Below are 15909 nucleotides of genomic sequence, written 5' to 3' on the forward strand. Positions count from 1 at the left end.
GTTATTCATTCTCCCCGTCTTGGAGATAATAGCCGACACCACGACGCGTCATGATGTAAACTGGCGTACTTGGGTTATCTTCGACTTTCTCACGGAGACGACGCACCGTTACGTCGACTGTCCGGACGTCACCGAAGTAGTCATAGCCCCAGACCGTTTGCAACAAATGCTCACGTGTCATGACTTGACCGATGTTTTTCGCGAGGTAGTGCAACAATTCGAACTCACGCTGCGTCAGCTCGATCTTTTGATCCTTACGTGTCACCGTATGCGAATTCGTATCGATATACAGTTCTCCGACTTTGAGTGGACCTGGTCCAACCGGTTGTGGTGTAGCTTCCGGACTCGTGTTGCGTAAGTGGACTTTCACGCGGGCAAGTAACTCGCGCGAGCTAAATGGCTTCGTCACGTAATCGTTCGCGCCAAGCTCAAGACCAAGTACCGTATCGATCTCGGAATCCTTCGCTGTCAACATGATGATTGGAATCTTCGACGTCTTCCGGACTTCCCGGCAGACCTCCATCCCGTCCATTAACGGGAGCATGATGTCGAGCAACATCAAATCCGGTTTGAACTCCTCGAATTTTTCTAATGCCTCCACGCCGTCATTTGCGATCGCGACCTGGTAGCCTTCTTTTTCTAATTTAAACTTGAGTATATCTGCAATCGGTAACTCGTCATCGACGACTAGAATTTTGCGTTCCGTCACTGGGTGTGCCCCCTTAAAAATTTCTATTCAATCTATTTTACCTGTTTTTTCGGCATATAGAAAGGTGGCGACGGAAACTCCCGGCGCCACTCTCTCTGCTGTTCGTCGTCTCACGAGAGAGGTTCCACGTGAAACACTGTATTTAGTATACCTGTTTTTGCTTCCGTTTGTGAACCATTTCGCACAAAAACGGTGCTGACTCAAAAGTCAGTCTCGACAAAGATAGGGATGGCAGAATGATGATCTGCCATCCCTATTCCGTAGCAAAAAGAATGACGCGTCACACGCCACTCCTACAGGAAAAGCGCATTGATGCGCTGTCAGAGACGAACAAGACCCGCTTTCCTGCTTAAATGAAGCAGGAAAACTGGCTTGTGTCTCGCCTGAGGAAAGGGCGTGAAAAGACGCGTCATTCTTTTTTAAGTCAGTCCTGTTGAGACTTATGCTTCTTCGTAGAGATCACGCAAGACGACTGTCTGTTCACGACCCGGTCCGACCGAGAACGTGACGAGTGAGATACCTGTGAGATCCGCAATCCGCTTAACGTAGTTCTGTGCGTTCAACGGTAGATCTTCAAAGCGACGGACACCTGTGATGTCCTCTTTCCAGCCTGGAAGTTCTTCGTAAACTGGAACACATGCTTCGAGATCACGGAAGCTTGCTGGGTACTCATCGATCTGTTTTCCGTTGAATTCGTATGATGTACAGATCTTCAACGTGTCGAGTCCTGTCAGAACGTCGATTGAGTTGAGCGAAAGATCCGTCAACCCACTTGTACGGCGCGAGTGGCGAACAACGACCGAGTCGAACCAACCAACACGACGCGGACGTCCTGTCGTCGTTCCGTATTCACGACCGACTTCACGGATCTGATGCCCGATGTCATCAAACAATTCCGTTGGGAACGGACCGTCACCGACTCGTGACGTGTACGCTTTACAGACACCAACGACGTGATCGATCCGAGCTGGACCAACACCGACACCCGATGCGACACCACCAGCTGATGCGTTCGACGATGTAACGAACGGGTACGTTCCGTGGTCAAGGTCGAGTAAGACACCTTGTGCGCCTTCGAACAACACTTTTTCACCATGGTCGAGGCTATCGTTGACGACGACCGATGTATCGCAGACGTATTTCGCGAATTCTTGTCCATACGCATAGTACTCTTCGAAGATATCGTCGAACGCGATTGGTTCAGCGTCATACATCTTCGTGAACATCCGGTTCTTTTGGTCGAGAACGATCTTCAACTTCTCAGCGAACGTTTCTTTGTCGAGTAAGTCTGCCATCCGGATTCCGATTCGTGCGGCTTTATCCATGTAGCACGGTCCGATTCCTTTTAGCGTCGTTCCGACTTTTGCGTCGCCCTTCGCTTCTTCTTCTAACTGATCCTGCAACTGATGATACGGCAAGATGACATGCGCCCGATTCGAAATTAACAAGTTATCCGTTGAGACACCACGATCGTGCAGATACTTCAATTCCTTGACGAGTGATTTCGGGTTGACGACGAGACCGTTCCCGATGACACATTTCTTATCCGAGTAAAAAATACCTGATGGGATCAAGTGCAATTTGTACGTCTCGTTATTGAATACGATCGTATGTCCTGCATTGTCTCCACCTTGATAACGTGCTACGACGTCGGCTTGTTTCGAAAGAAAATCGGTGATTTTCCCTTTTCCTTCGTCGCCCCACTGTGTTCCGACTACTACTACTGATGACATCTTATCATCCACCTCCACGTACGATTCAAAACCACGACTAAGTGTAACGCGATAAAAAAGAGAAGTCAACCAAATACCGAACAATTAATTGTTACAATTCTCTTTCGTTCGTTTAATTATCGTTTTTGGTGAACAAACTGAGAATCTTTAGGTGAAAATAAAAAAAGCTACGTTTTATCTCCGATTGATCGAAGACAAAACGTAGCTTGGATTAAGCTGGTGGCGCGTACGAGTTGCTTGGCTCGAGATCCACGAACTTGTTGAATTCTTTTCGGAAGGCGAGCTTGACGGTACCGGTTGGACCATTCCGCTGTTTTGCGATGATGATCTCAATCGTATTCGCATCTTCCGTTTCTTTATTGTAGTAATCGTCACGATACAAGAAGGCGACGATATCGGCATCTTGCTCGATTGCTCCCGATTCCCGGATATCCGACATCATCGGTCGCTTATCTTGACGGCTCTCAACCCCACGGGAGAGCTGCGATAAGGCGATGACGGGGACTTCGAGTTCACGCGCGAGTGATTTCAAGGAACGGGAAATTTCCGAGACCTCTTGTTGACGGTTGTCGCTGGAGCGACCATTCCCTTGAATCAGCTGCAAGTAATCGATCATGATCATCCCAAGACCGTGCTCCTGCTTCAAACGACGGCACTTCGCCCGGATATCGTTAACCCGAATACCTGGTGTATCGTCGATGTAGATGCCGGCTTGAGACAGGTTACTCATCGCAAGCGATAACTTGCCCCAGTCCTCTTCCTCGAGTTGACCAGTCCGCAGACGCTGCGCATCGACGTTTCCTTCGGCACAGAGCATCCGCATGACGAGCTGTTCGGCACCCATCTCAAGACTAAAGATGGCGACGTTCTCGTCAGCGCGTGTCGCGACGTTTTGCGAGATGTTCAAGGCAAACGCCGTCTTCCCGACCGATGGACGTGCTGCGACGATGATTAGATCGTTACGCTGGAAGCCGGCCGTCATTTTATCGAGATCCTGGAAACCGGTCGGAATCCCCGTCGTCTCGCCGCTTTGCTTATGCAATTTATCAATCGTTGCATAGGCACTCGTCAAGACGTCCGAGATCGGGATGAAGCTTGCGCTCCCTTTTCCTTGTGATACTTCGAGAATCTTCCGTTCTGCCTCATTCAGCAGGACATCGACCTCATTTTGCCGTTCGTACCCGTCAGTGACGATCTCACCAGCCGTCCGAATGAGACGCCGAAGCGTCGACTTCTGGTCAACGACGTTGACGTAGTAATTAATGTTGGCTGCGGTCGGTACCCCTTCCGCTAGTTCCGCTAGATACGGTAGACCACCGATCTCATCTAGGATACCAAGCGTACTGAGCTCGGCTGTGACCGTGACGAGGTCGATCGCTTCGCCTCGGTCGGACAGCACGAGCATCGCTTCGAAGATCCGTTGGTGAGAGGCACGGTAAAAGTCCTGCGGTAACAGACGTTCTGATGCACTGATCAAACGATCCGCATCAATCATGATCGCCCCTAGGACGGCTTGTTCTGCCTCGATACTTTGGGGAGGCATATTTTGCATGACTTCACTCATCACCGTTCCCCTTTTCTACTCACGCCTCTTTGACCTGAACGTTCAGCGTCGCTGTCACTTCGTTGTGTAGCTTCAATGGTACCTTCGTAAAGCCGAGTGCCTTGATTGGGTGCTCGAGCTCGATTTTACGTTTGTCGATTTTGTAACCCATGCTCTTGAGTGCTTCCGCGATCTGTTTGCTTGTGACAGAACCGAAGACACGACCGCCTTCACCGGCTTTTGTCGAGACGACGATCGTCTCTTTTTCGATTTTCTCTTTTAACGCTTGTGCGTCAAGCAAGTTCTGTTTCGCTTCTTCTGCTGCTTTACGTTCATGTGCTTCATGTTGCTTCAAGTTGCCAGTCGTCGCAGGACGCGCCAACTTTTTCTTGAAGAGTACGTTATTTGCATAAGCATCGGCCACGTCTTTAACGTCTCCTGCTTTACCTTGTCCTTTTACATCTTGTAAGAAAATAACCTTCATTCTGATTCCTCTCCTTTTGTCTCATCTTCTAGATATTGATCGATCGCTTTACGCAACTCATCCGCGACCGTGACGACCGATTCTGACATCTGTGTCGCCGCGTTCGTCAAGTGACCGCCGCCTCCGAGCGTCTCCATGATCAACTGGACGTTGACTTCTCCGAGTGAACGGGCACTGATCGCTGTCCGTCCGTCTTGAAGTTCCGCGATGACGAAGGCAGCACGGATGCCTTGAAGCGACAACAATTGATCGGCCGCTTGTGCGATCAAGACTTGATCGTGAATGACGCCAGGTTCCGCTGTCGCAATCGCCATCCCTTTCGTATAGACCTCGGACCGCTCGAGGATATGTGACTGCTCAACGTACGTCTCAAGATCCTGACTGAGGAACTCTTGCACGAGCACCGTGTCAGCACCTTGTGAACGCAAGTAAGATGCAGCATCGAACGTCCGCGAGCCGGTCCGAAGCGCAAAGCCTTTCGTATCGACGATGATTCCGGCAAGTAACGCCGTCGCCTCAAGCATCGATAGCTTCTGATTCGTCGGCTGGTACTCGATTAACTCGGTGACGAGTTCTGACGTCGACGATGCGTAAGGCTCGAGATAAACGAGGACCGCATCTTCGATGAAATCCTCCCCGCGCCGGTGATGATCAATCACGACCATATGCTCGAATCGATCGAGTAACGTCGGTACGACGACGAGCGACGGTTTGTGGGTATCGACGACGACGAGTAACGTCTGATCGTCAATCAACTGATCGGCTTGAAACGCATTGACGAACCGTGTCTCGAGTTGTGGTACTTCAGCGATCTCGTCCATCATCCGGCGAATCCCCCGACCGATTTCTTCTGGCGGTAAAACGATATGCGCTTCCTTATCGTTCATTTCCGCAAGCTTCAAAATGCCGATCGCTGATCCGAGTGCATCCATATCCGGATTCTTATGCCCCATGATCAGGACACGGCTTGATTCCTGCATTAAATCACGAAGCGAGTTGGCAATGACCCGTGCCCGGACACGTGTCCGTTTTTCTGTCGGGTTCGTCTTGCCACCATAGAAGCGGACTTTCCCGTCGCGTTTGATGACGACTTGGTCGCCTCCCCGTCCTAGCGCGAGATCGAGACTCGATTGAGCCATCAGACCAAGCGAAGGAATCGGATCACTACCGCAACCAATTCCGATCGATAACGTCAACTGGACACCACGCTGACTCGTCTCTTCGCGCACGATATCAAGAATCGTGAACTTCGATCGTTCAAGAATCCGTAGATTCTCTTCTGTCGTGACGATGAAGTATCGATCAGATGCGGTTCGTTTGATATACGTTCCGTGTTCGGCTGCCCAGTGATTCAACAGTTGCGTAACTCGGCTGTTCAACTCACTGCGCAACTGATCTTCGATACCTTGTGTCATCTCATCGTAGTTATCAAGATAGATGACGCCGATGACCGTCTGATTATCGACGAGTTGTTGTTCGACTTGTGCTTCTTCTGTCATATCGAACAGATAGAACGTCCGGTTCTCATGATTTGAAAAGACGCGATATACGGCATCACCGATTTCAAGCGTCGCTTGGTCCTCGTTCGTCGCGACCATCTCGATGAATAAGGGATCGAGCTCATTGAGCGTCTGTCCCATCGCTACATCATCAAAGATGTCCCGCATCGGATCATTGAACCAGGTGACGAGGGTTTCCTCATCGTATAACAAAATCCCGATTGGCATGTTCGTCAACGCATCTTGTCCCGTCTCCTCGACTTGCATCGAGATTCCGGCGACATACGCCTCCCATGCCCTGCGTGCACGGCGTTCTTCGAATAGGTGCAATCCGAAGAGGAGGGCAGTCACGACGGCTCCGATAGCGGAGATGATCGGTTCACGTACAGCGACGACGAGAAGCAGACCGACGATTAATAGATACGGAATGAAGCGAACGATGCGTCGTTCTCGTTCCGGTGATACTTGTTGACCTGACTCCATCGTGTCCTCCTTATATGCTCTATAGGGTTCATTTAAATTTTTAGTAACTTGTTTATTATAACCGAAAAGCAGGAGGGGATGAAAGGGAAGCGAAAAAAAGCACCATCCTCACGTATGAGGATGGTGCTACGAAATCAGTCAGCCACGTATGGGATTAAAGCCATTTGACGTGCGCGTTTGATTGCGATTGTAAGTGGACGTTGGTATTTCGCTGAAGTACCAGTCACACGACGTGGAAGAATCTTACCGCGTTCCGAAATGAAACGTTTGAGAAGTTCTACGTCTTTATAATCGATATGAGTGATGTGGTTCGACGTGAAGTAACATACTTTACGACGACGTTTTCCACCTGGACGACGTGCCATGTGATTAACCTCCTTTTTAACTTGGATTTTTCAGGACGATTTCCTTAGAACGGGAGATCGTCGTCTGAAAGGTCGATCGAACTACCGCCGCTGAACGGATCAGCGCCGAAGCCCGAATTCGATGAAGCGGGTGCTGGCGAGGAAGAGTTGTTCTGCTGTTGCTGTGAACCCCATCCTGCAGCATTCCCGTTTCCACCAGTAGATGAAGCGTAGCCTTCGCTACCATCCGAAGAACGGCTCGCGTTACGTGACTCAAGGAAGCGGACGCTATCAGCGACGACTTCCGCACGATAACGGCGTTGCCCTTCTTTATCGTCGTAGCTGCTAATCTGGAGGCGACCCTCTACACCAGCAAGACTACCCTTCTTCAAATACTGAGCAACGTTCTCTGCTTGCTTGCGCCAAACGACGCAATCGATGAAATCAGCTTCTCGCTTCCCATCTTGCCCTGTGAAAGGACGGTCACATGCGAGTGTGAATCGCGTTACCGCAATCCCGCTCTGCGTATAACGCATTTCCGGGTCACGAGTTAACCGACCGACTAAAACGACGCGGTTAATCATCAGAATCACTCTCCTGTTTCAGCTTATTTCTCGTCTTTTGTGATCATTAAGCGAACGATATCGTCACTGATCTTCATGAGACGGTCAAGTTCTTTTGTAGCTGCTGGTTCAGCAGAAACGTTAAGAAGAACGTAGAACCCTTCACGCATATCATTGATTTCGTAAGCGAAACGACGTTTACCCATTTCAGTTGTTTTATCAACTGTACCACCGTTATCAGTGAGGACTTTGTTGAAACGCTCCACTGTTGCTTTGCGTGCTTCCTCATCAAGTTCCGGACGGATGATGTAAAGTACTTCGTATTTACGCATATCTGTCACCTCCTCTTGGACTGGCGGCTCGAATGTTCGAGCAAGGAGCAATAATTCATTACTCACATTCGTTAATACTACCAAAGTATTTTGCTTTATGCAATAACGATTCGTTTTCGATTAGACGTTAAAGCGGAATGTGACGACATCGCCGTCTTGGAAGACATATTCCTTACCTTCTGAACGGTAACGTCCTTGTTCCTTGACTGTAGCCATGTTGCCTGCTGCTGCTAAATCTTCGTACGAAACGACTTCTGCACGGATGAATCCACGTTCGAAGTCCGAGTGGATGACACCCGCACATTGTGGAGCTTTCATCCCTTTTTTGAACGTCCAAGCGCGTACTTCTTTTTCACCTGCTGTGAAGTATGTCGCAAGACCAAGCGTGCTGTATGCTGCATGGATCAATTGATCAAGACCTGATTCTTCGATTCCGAGATCGACGAGGAACTCTTGACGTTCTTCTGGCTCAAGCTCCGCAATCTCTTCTTCAATCCGAGCACAGATGACGATGACTTCAGAACCTTCTTTTTCTGCGAATTCGCGTACGAGACGGACATTTTCGTTATTGTCCGCATCTGCGACTTCATCTTCGCCGACGTTTGCGACGTAAAGCATCGGTTTCATCGTCAACAATTGGAAGTGTTTAACGAGAGCTGCTTGATCTTCGTTCAATTCAGCGAGACGTGCTGGTTTCTCATCTTCGAGTAATGCTTGCACGATTTCAAGTGCTTCGAGTTCAGCCGCTGCGTTTTTATCGCGTGACTTGACTTGTTTTTGGACACGCTGAATCCGTTTTTCGACTTGCTCGAGGTCTGCGAGGATCAATTCGAGGTTGATCGTCTCGATATCATCGATCGGTGAGACTTTCCCGGCCACGTGTGTGATGTTTTCATCGACGAAACAACGCACGACCTGACAGATCGCATCTACTTCACGAATGTTCGCGAGGAATTTATTTCCGAGACCTTCCCCTTTAGACGCGCCTTTTACGATACCCGCGATATCCGTGAATTCGAATGCTGTCGGGATCGTCTTTTTCGGGTTGACGAGTTCCGTCAATTTCCGAAGACGTGCATCTGGTACTTCAACGACACCGACGTTCGGGTCGATCGTTGCGAACGGGTAGTTCGCTGCCTCTACACCTGCTTGTGTGATGGCGTTAAAAAGTGTTGATTTTCCTACGTTTGGTAAGCCAACGATTCCTGCTGTTAATCCCACTTGGAATTCCTCCTTTTCGGTATTTCCTAGGAAATCCGTGCTAGCGGCCGCAGTGGGTAGAATGATTACACCACGTCAGCACATCTTTCACAATTATAGATAGTTCAATTTTTTTAAGCAAGGAGCTCGACCGTCTTTTTTACTCACGTCCTAACCGAACGCAATCGCTCCACTTAAGCAAGACAACAAAAAAGCGAATCTAATCACGAGGATCAGATCCGCTTTTCATTACTCTGGTAAGACTTTTTTCAATCGTTTATCAAAATCACGACGTGGCATCAAAATGCTTGCCCCGCAACCTTGACATTTGATTCGGATATCCATGCCGACCCGAATGATTTGCCATCGGTTCGTACCACATGGATGCTGCTTCTTCATCTCAACATAATCATGGAGTTGATACGTTTTTGGAATCATCCGTCTGTCCACCATTCTTTTGTTCTGGATTCATCATGACCATCCGTGGATACGGGATCTTGATGTTTTCTTCTTCGAGTCCTTGCTTCAATTCTTTCCGGATCAGACGACCAGCTTGGAAATGTTGCATCGGTGGTACTTCTGCCATCAAACGATAGACGACTTCAGAAGGACCAAGTGTCTGGACGCCAAGCATCTGGATCGGTTCGACGAACATATCGACATACTTCTTCGTCGTCCGGTCTGCGATCTCATGCAAGACTTGTTCGACCCGCTCGAGATCTTCGTCATAGGAGACTTGGACGTCGACGAGTGCAAAACTGTTGTCGACCGAATAGTTCGTCACTTGCAAAATCTGACCGTTCGGGATGATGTGGATCTCCCCGTTGAGTCCTTTGAGTTTCGTCGTCCGGATCCCAAGTTCCGTGACGACTCCTTCAATCACACCGACTCGTACATAATCTCCGACTTTGAACTGGCGTTCGAAGATGATGAACGCTCCGGTAATGATATCTTGTACCAAGTTCTTCGCACCGAACGAAATCGCAAGACCGGCGATTCCGGCACTGGCGACGAGACCGGTGATGTTGATACCGAACTGACTGAGCACCGTCAACAACATGACGATTCCGAGCACGTAACGGATTGCATTTTGTAGCAACTTCAGTAATGTCTCGTTCTGTCGTTGCGCCAAGTAGTCCTGGTCATTGATTTTCCTGATCGTAAAGAGACGCGAGACTGCCCCAGTCAAAACGCGCGTTAACACATAGAACGCCGCGATGATGATGAGCGCAATCAGTAGTTTCATCCCAAAACGAATCCACATATCCGCATCCATTACTTGATTGATTAGTTTATCGACTTGGGCGACGGATTCTTGTACATCTTGATTGGTAGCCATTCTCTCATCCTTTCTTGTTCTCTCTATTACGACAGTATACGTGATTTTAATTGAGTTTCAACCAAAGAGCCGATTTTGACGTTAGATTTTCGGAAAAACCGGGAAAGGAAAATCATCTAAGAACCCTTCACTCTTGCCAATCCACCACGACACCGACACCAAGAGAAGAAAGGATGATTTCGATGAATTTCCGCTTTCATTCGCACGAGCCCAAGCCTTATTCTTTCTTTTTAGAATATACGGAACCGTTCGCGAAAGAACGCTTAGCTGAACAACTATTCGAACAAATCTCCGCAGTCCAAGAAAAACGACCAATCGTACTCGTCTGCATTGGTTCTGATCGTTCGACGGGCGACTCACTCGGTCCACTTGTCGGAACATTCCTTGAAAAACAAGCACCTGCTCATCTCCACGTTTACGGTACACTCGCTAAACCCGTCCATGCACTGAATCTCGCTGAAACGATTCACTCGATCCAAACGACCCATTACCGTCCGCTCGTCATCGCAATCGATGCGTGTCTTGGTCGGCTTTCAAGCGTTGGGCATGTCTTCTTTTCGGAAGGACCACTCGCACCCGGTGCTGGCGTCCAAAAAGAATTGCCAGCGGTCGGTGACTTCAACATCAAGGCTGTCGTTAACGTCAGTGGCTTCATGGAGATGATGATTCTCCAAAATACACGGTTACACCTCGTTTATGAACTAGCAGAACTCGTCGCGAACAGTTTCCACATGCTCGATGCGAAACTATCCGCTGAGTCGACACGGACGACGATTTCCTTTACGCCACGCTCGATGTAATCAAAAAGAAGCGAACCGTCACCGGAACGCTTCTTTTTCATTGATCTAATTCGGGTAATAACAAGTCGAGCAACCGATTGAGGTCGTCTTCATCTGCAAAATCAATCTCGAGTTTCCCTGCTTGTTTCCCTTGTTTGATCCGAACCGTCGCTCCGTATTTTTCGCGAAGCGACTCTTCGACGAATTGGACAGCGGTCGCTTGTTGCGGACGCGTGGATTCTTTCCGTTCCCGAAGCGCCTGCTCTAATCGACGGACGTTCCAGTTTTCCGCCATGACGCGTTCTGCCATCTGCTCGATCTTCTTTGGATGCTTCAGCGACAATAGGGCACGGGCATGTCCCATCGATAGCCGCTCATCCATGACCGCTTGTTGAACGAGTAACGGCAATTGTAGTAACCGAAGACTGTTCGTGATGTGCGAACGACTTTTGCCGACACGCTGCGCAAGCTCTGCTTGCGTGATACCGAATTCCTCGATCATCTCCGCATACGCCATCGCCTCTTCAATCGCGGATAAATCCGCCCGTTGGATGTTTTCGATCAAAGCGAGCTCCATCACGCGTGTCTCGTCTGCTTCGATCACGAGGACCGGTACACGTTCGAATCCTGCGCGACTCGCTGCTTGATACCGTCGTTCGCCGGCGATGATTTCATAATAGCCATCACGTGGTCGGACGACGATCGGTTGGATCATCCCGTGCCGAACGAGTGATTGGGCGAGTTCTTCTAATGCTTTTTCATTGAATCGTTTCCGGGGTTGAGTCGGATTCGGGCGAATCGCCCGAACAGGTAATTCGTTCACTTGCCTTCTCTCCTAAACGTAGCGGAAGGCACGACCGCTTATTCCGGACGTGCCTTCACGATGCGAATCCGCACCTCTACATATTCTTCACAATCGACTTCTTCTTTTTCAATCGTCAATCCGGTTTGCTCGATCATATCGACGGAATCGCGAAGGGTATTTAACGCAATCCGTGTATCGCGAGCAAAGCTCTTATGACGTTTTTTCTTCGGTGGCTGTGGTGTCATCAATCGTTCCACCCGGCGCTCCGTCTCCTTGACGTTCCATTCCCGTTCCAGAATTTCAGCGAGTACCGTTACTTGTAGCGCTTCATCCTTGAGCGGTAATAACGCACGGGCATGACGCTCCGTGATCGTCCGTTGCTTCAATGCTTCCCGGACATCCGTTGGCAATCGAAGCAAACGCAATTTGTTGGCAATCGTCGATTGACTACGTCCGAGCTTACGAGCTAACACTTCTTGCGTGATGTCTTGTAACGCAAGCAAGCGCTCATAGGCTTCTGCTTCTTCGATTGGTGTCAAATCTTCGCGTTGCAGATTTTCAATCAATGCCAGTGAAGCAGTCGTCTCGTCCGTCATCTCTTTGACGATGGCAGGAATCGTTTCCCAGCCAAGCGAGCGCACTGCCCGGTATCGTCGTTCTCCCGCAATGATCTCGTATCCTGTTCCTTGTTTTCGAACGACGATCGGCTGGAGTAATCCATGCTCTTCGATCGTAACGGCTAGCTCTTCAATTCGATCCCCATCAAACACTGTCCGTGGTTGGAACTGGTTCGCGACAAGTTCTGTCAATGGTAATTCCTGAACCGTCTCTTGTGGGTCAAGCTCGATCGTAGCAGGTTGCCCTCCCTTACCGAGCAGCTTGGCAATTGCATTTCTCACGTTGGCGCACCTCACCTTTATCAGTCATCGTTTCACGTGAAACGGTGTTTAGCTTAATGGATCTTTCGCAGGCGTACCCGCTTTACGCGGATATTTCCCGGGTGTTGTTCGTTTTTTATCTACAATAACGATATTACGCTCACTTTCCTCGCCTGGCAATTGGAACTGGAAACTTTCCCGTAAATTCCCACCGAGTACTTTTAAGGCAATCGCACCATCCTCGAGCTCTTCACTGACTTTCGCTGCCTTCAAGGCAACGAATTGTCCACCGACTTTCGCAAGCGGTAAGCAATATTCCGCGAGAACGGACATCCGGGCGACCGCACGTGCTGTCACGACGTCGAACCGTTCGCGGAATTGTTTATTTTTACCGAACTCTTCGGCGCGTCCATGATGGAACGCGACACCTTCGAGTCCGAGTTCCGTCGCCAAATGATTGAGGAAGCCGATTCGTTTGTTCAGTGAATCGACAATCGTCACTTGGAGATGTGGGAACATGATCTTGATCGGCAGACTTGGGAAACCAGCGCCCGCTCCGACATCACAAACCGTCGTGACCGTCGTGAAATCGAAATAGAACGCTGCTGTGATCGAATCGTAGAAGTGCTTGAGATAGACATCTTCTTCGTCCGTGATCGCTGTCAGGTTCATCTTTTCATTCCACTCGACGAGCAGTTCATAATACCGTTTGAATTGATGCAACTGATGTTCTGAGACTTCAAGTCCCTGTGCTGCCAATGCTGTTACGAATTGCTGTTGGTTCATCTCGTTCACTCCGCAGTCAATGCGTATTGGCCTTGTTCGATATAGACAAGCAGGATCGAGATATCAGACGGGTTAACCCCTGAAATCCGGGATGCTTGTCCGATCGAGAGCGGACGCACTTGGTTTAGTTTTTGTTTCGCTTCAATCGCTAATCCACTGATCGCATCGTAATCGAGACGATCCGGAATCCGTTTTTGCTCCATCCGCATCATTTTTTCGACTTGATCAAGTTGCTTATCGATGTAGCCGGCATATTTGACTTGGATTTCGACTTGTTCTGCTGCTTCTGCAGACAGTGGTGTTTCCGGTGGTGTCATCTTCGCGATCATCGCATACGTGATTTCCGGGCGTTTCAGCAACGTGATCGCATGCAGCGCTTCCTTGAGTGGTGATGCACCAATTGCTTCTAGCTGTGCATTCACGTCCGCTGTCGCTTTGATGACGACCTTCTCAAGACGTTTCATCTCAAGACGGATTTGTTCTTGTTTATCGAGCAACTTCGCTTGGCGCTCTTCCGAGATCAATCCGAGTTCATGTCCGATTTCCGATAGTCGAAGGTCCGCATTATCATGACGGAGCAACAACCGGTACTCGGCACGTGACGTCAAGAGACGGTATGGTTCGTTCGTACCTTTCGTGACGAGATCATCGATCATGACACCGATATAGCCTTGTGAACGTGACAAGATAAGTGGTTCTTTGCCTTGGACTTGTAGTCCGGCATTGATCCCTGCCATGATTCCTTGCCCCGCTGCTTCCTCATACCCACTTGTTCCGTTGATTTGACCCGCTGTGAATAAACCAGGAACACGTTTTGTCTCGAGCGTTGGCCAGAGTTGTGTCGGAACAACGGCATCGTACTCAATCGCATAACCAGGACGCATCATTTCTGAATTCTCAAGCCCTGGAATCGAGCGGAGAATATCGTGTTGGACGTCTTCCGGCAAGCTTGTTGATAATCCTTGCACGTAGACTTCTTCCGTATCGCGACCTTCTGGCTCAAGGAAGATTTGGTGACGCGGTTTATCGTTGAACCGGACGACCTTATCTTCGATCGATGGGCAATAACGTGGACCTGTTCCTTTGATCATTCCAGAGAACATCGGGGAGCGGTGCAGGTTCGCATCGATCAACTGATGCGTATACTCCGTCGTATACGTCAACCAGCATGGGATCTGTTCCGTGATCATCTGAGTCGTTTCATGACTAAATGGAAGTGCTACTTCGTCACCTGGTTGGATCTCCGTCTTCGAGTAGTCAATCGTTTTCCCGTCGATTCGTGGTGGTGTACCTGTTTTGAAACGTGCGAGCTCAAATCCGAGTTCTTCAAGATGTTTCGATAGATTGATCGATGGCATCTGATTGTTCGGACCACTCTCGTACGACAATTCACCGATGATGATTTTTCCACGCATGAACGTTCCTGTCGTGATGACGACCGCTTTTGCCCGGTATTCCGCTCCAGTATTCGTGACGACACCGACGCAGCGTCCTTCGTCGTCAATCAATAACCGTTCGACGATATCTTCCGTCTCGCGAATCCCTGCCGTATCAATCAACTTCAATGGCACACCGCGAACATTGACGTATTCCTCGATCGTATCGCGCGTCGTTCCCGCGATATCCGTGACGATAGCCTTTGCTTCTTGCACCAATGTGTTGAGCAAAGACGACTTTCCGACGTTTGGTCGACCGATGATCGCTGTGGATAACCCTTCGCGCAAGATTTTTCCTTGGCGTGCCGTTGTTAGTAACTCTGCCAAAATCGCGCGGACAGCACCAGCATCACGTTCGACGATCTGTTGCGTCATCTCTTCTGCATCGTATTCCGGGTAATCGATGTTGACTTCGATCGCAGCAATCGTCTGCAACAATTGTTGACGTAAGTCTTGGACGAGTTTCGAGAGACGCCCTTCAATCTGACTGACGGCGACATGCATCGCTCGGTCCGTCTTCGCCCGGATCAAATCCATGACGGCTTCCGCCTGTGACAAATCGATGCGTCCGTTCAAGAACGCGCGTTTCGTAAATTCACCAGGTTCCGCCAACCGGACTTCCGGTTGGGCGAGGATGAGTTCGAGGACACGATTGACCGCGACGACTCCTCCATGACAATTCAATTCGATGACATCTTCACGTGTAAACGTCTTTGGTGCGCGCATGACACTCACCATCACTTCATCGACGACACGGTCCGCCTCATGGTCGACCAATTTCCCGTAATGAATCGTATGGGTTGGTACTTCCGTCAAGCGGTTGCTCCCTTTATAAACACGGTCGGCTACAGCGACTGCATCAGGACCTGATAAGCGCACGATCGCAATCGCCCCTTCTCCCATCGGCGTCGAAATCGCGGCAATCGTATCAAATTCCATCATCCGTTCTTCCACCTCGTTTTTCTTCTGTCTTTTTATGAGTATTTAATCCTTAAT

The 15909-nt window shown here is 49.5% G+C and carries 16 protein-coding genes; 1 reads left to right on the forward strand and 15 read right to left on the reverse strand.

The window, feature by feature from the left end:
- Position 1 precedes the first annotated feature (1 nt).
- From yycF to KNQ09_RS14520, 11 genes are all read right to left on the reverse strand, one after another.
- The gene (gene yycF, locus KNQ09_RS14470; RefSeq protein ID WP_023469844.1) at positions 2-709 is read right to left on the reverse strand and encodes a response regulator YycF; all 708 of its coding nucleotides are present in this window, start codon (positions 707-709) and stop codon (positions 2-4) included.
- Between the two features lie 440 nt (positions 710-1149).
- Positions 1150-2442, reverse strand: a complete 1293-nt coding sequence (locus KNQ09_RS14475; protein WP_029343020.1) for an adenylosuccinate synthase — start codon at positions 2440-2442, stop codon at positions 1150-1152.
- 211 nt (positions 2443-2653) lie between these two features.
- Positions 2654-4006, reverse strand: coding sequence for a replicative DNA helicase (gene dnaB, locus KNQ09_RS14480; RefSeq protein WP_023469846.1), 1353 nt, complete (start codon positions 4004-4006; stop codon positions 2654-2656).
- A gap of 19 nt (positions 4007-4025) precedes the next feature.
- On the reverse strand, positions 4026-4469 hold the full coding sequence (gene rplI / locus KNQ09_RS14485) for a 50S ribosomal protein L9 (RefSeq protein ID WP_023469847.1): 444 nt from the start codon (positions 4467-4469) through the stop codon (positions 4026-4028).
- Positions 4466-6451, reverse strand: coding sequence for a DHH family phosphoesterase (locus KNQ09_RS14490; RefSeq protein WP_214858879.1), 1986 nt, complete (start codon positions 6449-6451; stop codon positions 4466-4468). Before KNQ09_RS14490 ends, rplI begins: the two co-directional genes overlap by 4 nt.
- Before the next feature lie 134 nt (positions 6452-6585).
- The gene (rpsR, locus tag KNQ09_RS14495; protein ID WP_023469849.1) at positions 6586-6816 is read right to left on the reverse strand and encodes a 30S ribosomal protein S18; all 231 of its coding nucleotides are present in this window, start codon (positions 6814-6816) and stop codon (positions 6586-6588) included.
- Between the two features lie 44 nt (positions 6817-6860).
- On the reverse strand, positions 6861-7379 hold the full coding sequence (gene ssb / locus KNQ09_RS14500) for a single-stranded DNA-binding protein (RefSeq protein WP_023469850.1): 519 nt from the start codon (positions 7377-7379) through the stop codon (positions 6861-6863).
- Positions 7380-7402: 23 nt separating this feature from the next.
- Complete coding sequence (gene rpsF / locus KNQ09_RS14505) at positions 7403-7690, reverse strand: 30S ribosomal protein S6 (RefSeq protein WP_023469851.1); 288 nt, start codon at positions 7688-7690, stop codon at positions 7403-7405.
- 120 nt (positions 7691-7810) lie between these two features.
- Entirely contained in the window at positions 7811-8911 is a 1101-nt protein-coding gene (gene ychF, locus KNQ09_RS14510) for a redox-regulated ATPase YchF (RefSeq protein ID WP_023469852.1), read from the reverse strand.
- Positions 8912-9139: 228 nt separating this feature from the next.
- Positions 9140-9328 carry a DUF951 domain-containing protein gene (locus tag KNQ09_RS14515; protein ID WP_023469853.1) on the reverse strand — a complete coding sequence of 63 codons (189 nt, stop codon included), beginning with the start codon at positions 9326-9328 and terminating at the stop codon, positions 9140-9142.
- The gene (locus KNQ09_RS14520; protein ID WP_064300772.1) at positions 9300-10229 is read right to left on the reverse strand and encodes a mechanosensitive ion channel family protein; all 930 of its coding nucleotides are present in this window, start codon (positions 10227-10229) and stop codon (positions 9300-9302) included. The genes KNQ09_RS14515 and KNQ09_RS14520 overlap by 29 nt, the downstream gene beginning before the upstream one ends.
- A 182-nt stretch (positions 10230-10411) precedes the next feature.
- On the opposite strand from KNQ09_RS14520, the gene yyaC reads away from it, so the two are divergent.
- Entirely contained in the window at positions 10412-11029 is a 618-nt protein-coding gene (gene yyaC / locus KNQ09_RS14525) for a spore protease YyaC (RefSeq protein WP_034786343.1), read from the forward strand.
- Positions 11030-11066: 37 nt separating this feature from the next.
- Here yyaC and KNQ09_RS17560 read toward each other — a convergent pair whose 3' ends face one another.
- From KNQ09_RS17560 to mnmG, 4 genes are read right to left on the reverse strand one after another with little or no spacing between them, the layout of a single operon-like run.
- The gene (locus KNQ09_RS17560; protein WP_214858880.1) at positions 11067-11831 is read right to left on the reverse strand and encodes a ParB/RepB/Spo0J family partition protein; all 765 of its coding nucleotides are present in this window, start codon (positions 11829-11831) and stop codon (positions 11067-11069) included.
- 38 nt (positions 11832-11869) lie between these two features.
- Entirely contained in the window at positions 11870-12712 is an 843-nt protein-coding gene (noc, locus tag KNQ09_RS14535; RefSeq protein ID WP_023469857.1) for a nucleoid occlusion protein, read from the reverse strand.
- Between the two features lie 48 nt (positions 12713-12760).
- Complete coding sequence (gene rsmG, locus KNQ09_RS14540; protein WP_023469858.1) at positions 12761-13477, reverse strand: 16S rRNA (guanine(527)-N(7))-methyltransferase RsmG; 717 nt, start codon at positions 13475-13477, stop codon at positions 12761-12763.
- 5 nt (positions 13478-13482) lie between these two features.
- Positions 13483-15855, reverse strand: coding sequence for a tRNA uridine-5-carboxymethylaminomethyl(34) synthesis enzyme MnmG (mnmG, locus tag KNQ09_RS14545; protein WP_214858881.1), 2373 nt, complete (start codon positions 15853-15855; stop codon positions 13483-13485).
- Positions 15856-15909 lie beyond the last annotated feature (54 nt).

It is taken from the genome of Exiguobacterium sp. s191 (assembly GCF_018618955.1).
Lineage (GTDB): Bacteria > Bacillota > Bacilli > Exiguobacteriales > Exiguobacteriaceae > Exiguobacterium_A > Exiguobacterium_A abrahamii.

Excerpts from the sequence above, each read along its gene's own strand:
- KNQ09_RS14475 (WP_029343020.1), bottom strand. The coding sequence starts at position 2,442 with ATGTCATCAGTAGTAGTAGTCGGAACACAGTGGGGCGACGAAGGAAAA.
- dnaB (WP_023469846.1), bottom strand. The coding sequence starts at position 4,006 with ATGAGTGAAGTCATGCAAAATATGCCTCCCCAAAGTATCGAGGCAGAA.
- rplI (WP_023469847.1), bottom strand. The coding sequence starts at position 4,469 with ATGAAGGTTATTTTCTTACAAGATGTAAAAGGACAAGGTAAAGCAGGA.
- KNQ09_RS14490 (WP_214858879.1), bottom strand. The coding sequence starts at position 6,451 with ATGGAGTCAGGTCAACAAGTATCACCGGAACGAGAACGACGCATCGTT.
- rpsR (WP_023469849.1), bottom strand. The coding sequence starts at position 6,816 with ATGGCACGTCGTCCAGGTGGAAAACGTCGTCGTAAAGTATGTTACTTC.
- ssb (WP_023469850.1), bottom strand. The coding sequence starts at position 7,379 with ATGATTAACCGCGTCGTTTTAGTCGGTCGGTTAACTCGTGACCCGGAA.
- rpsF (WP_023469851.1), bottom strand. The coding sequence starts at position 7,690 with ATGCGTAAATACGAAGTACTTTACATCATCCGTCCGGAACTTGATGAG.
- KNQ09_RS14515 (WP_023469853.1), bottom strand. The coding sequence starts at position 9,328 with ATGATTCCAAAAACGTATCAACTCCATGATTATGTTGAGATGAAGAAG.
- KNQ09_RS14520 (WP_064300772.1), bottom strand. The coding sequence starts at position 10,229 with ATGGCTACCAATCAAGATGTACAAGAATCCGTCGCCCAAGTCGATAAA.
- yyaC (WP_034786343.1), top strand. The coding sequence starts at position 10,412 with ATGAATTTCCGCTTTCATTCGCACGAGCCCAAGCCTTATTCTTTCTTT.
- rsmG (WP_023469858.1), bottom strand. The coding sequence starts at position 13,477 with ATGAACCAACAGCAATTCGTAACAGCATTGGCAGCACAGGGACTTGAA.
- mnmG (WP_214858881.1), bottom strand. The coding sequence starts at position 15,855 with ATGATGGAATTTGATACGATTGCCGCGATTTCGACGCCGATGGGAGAA.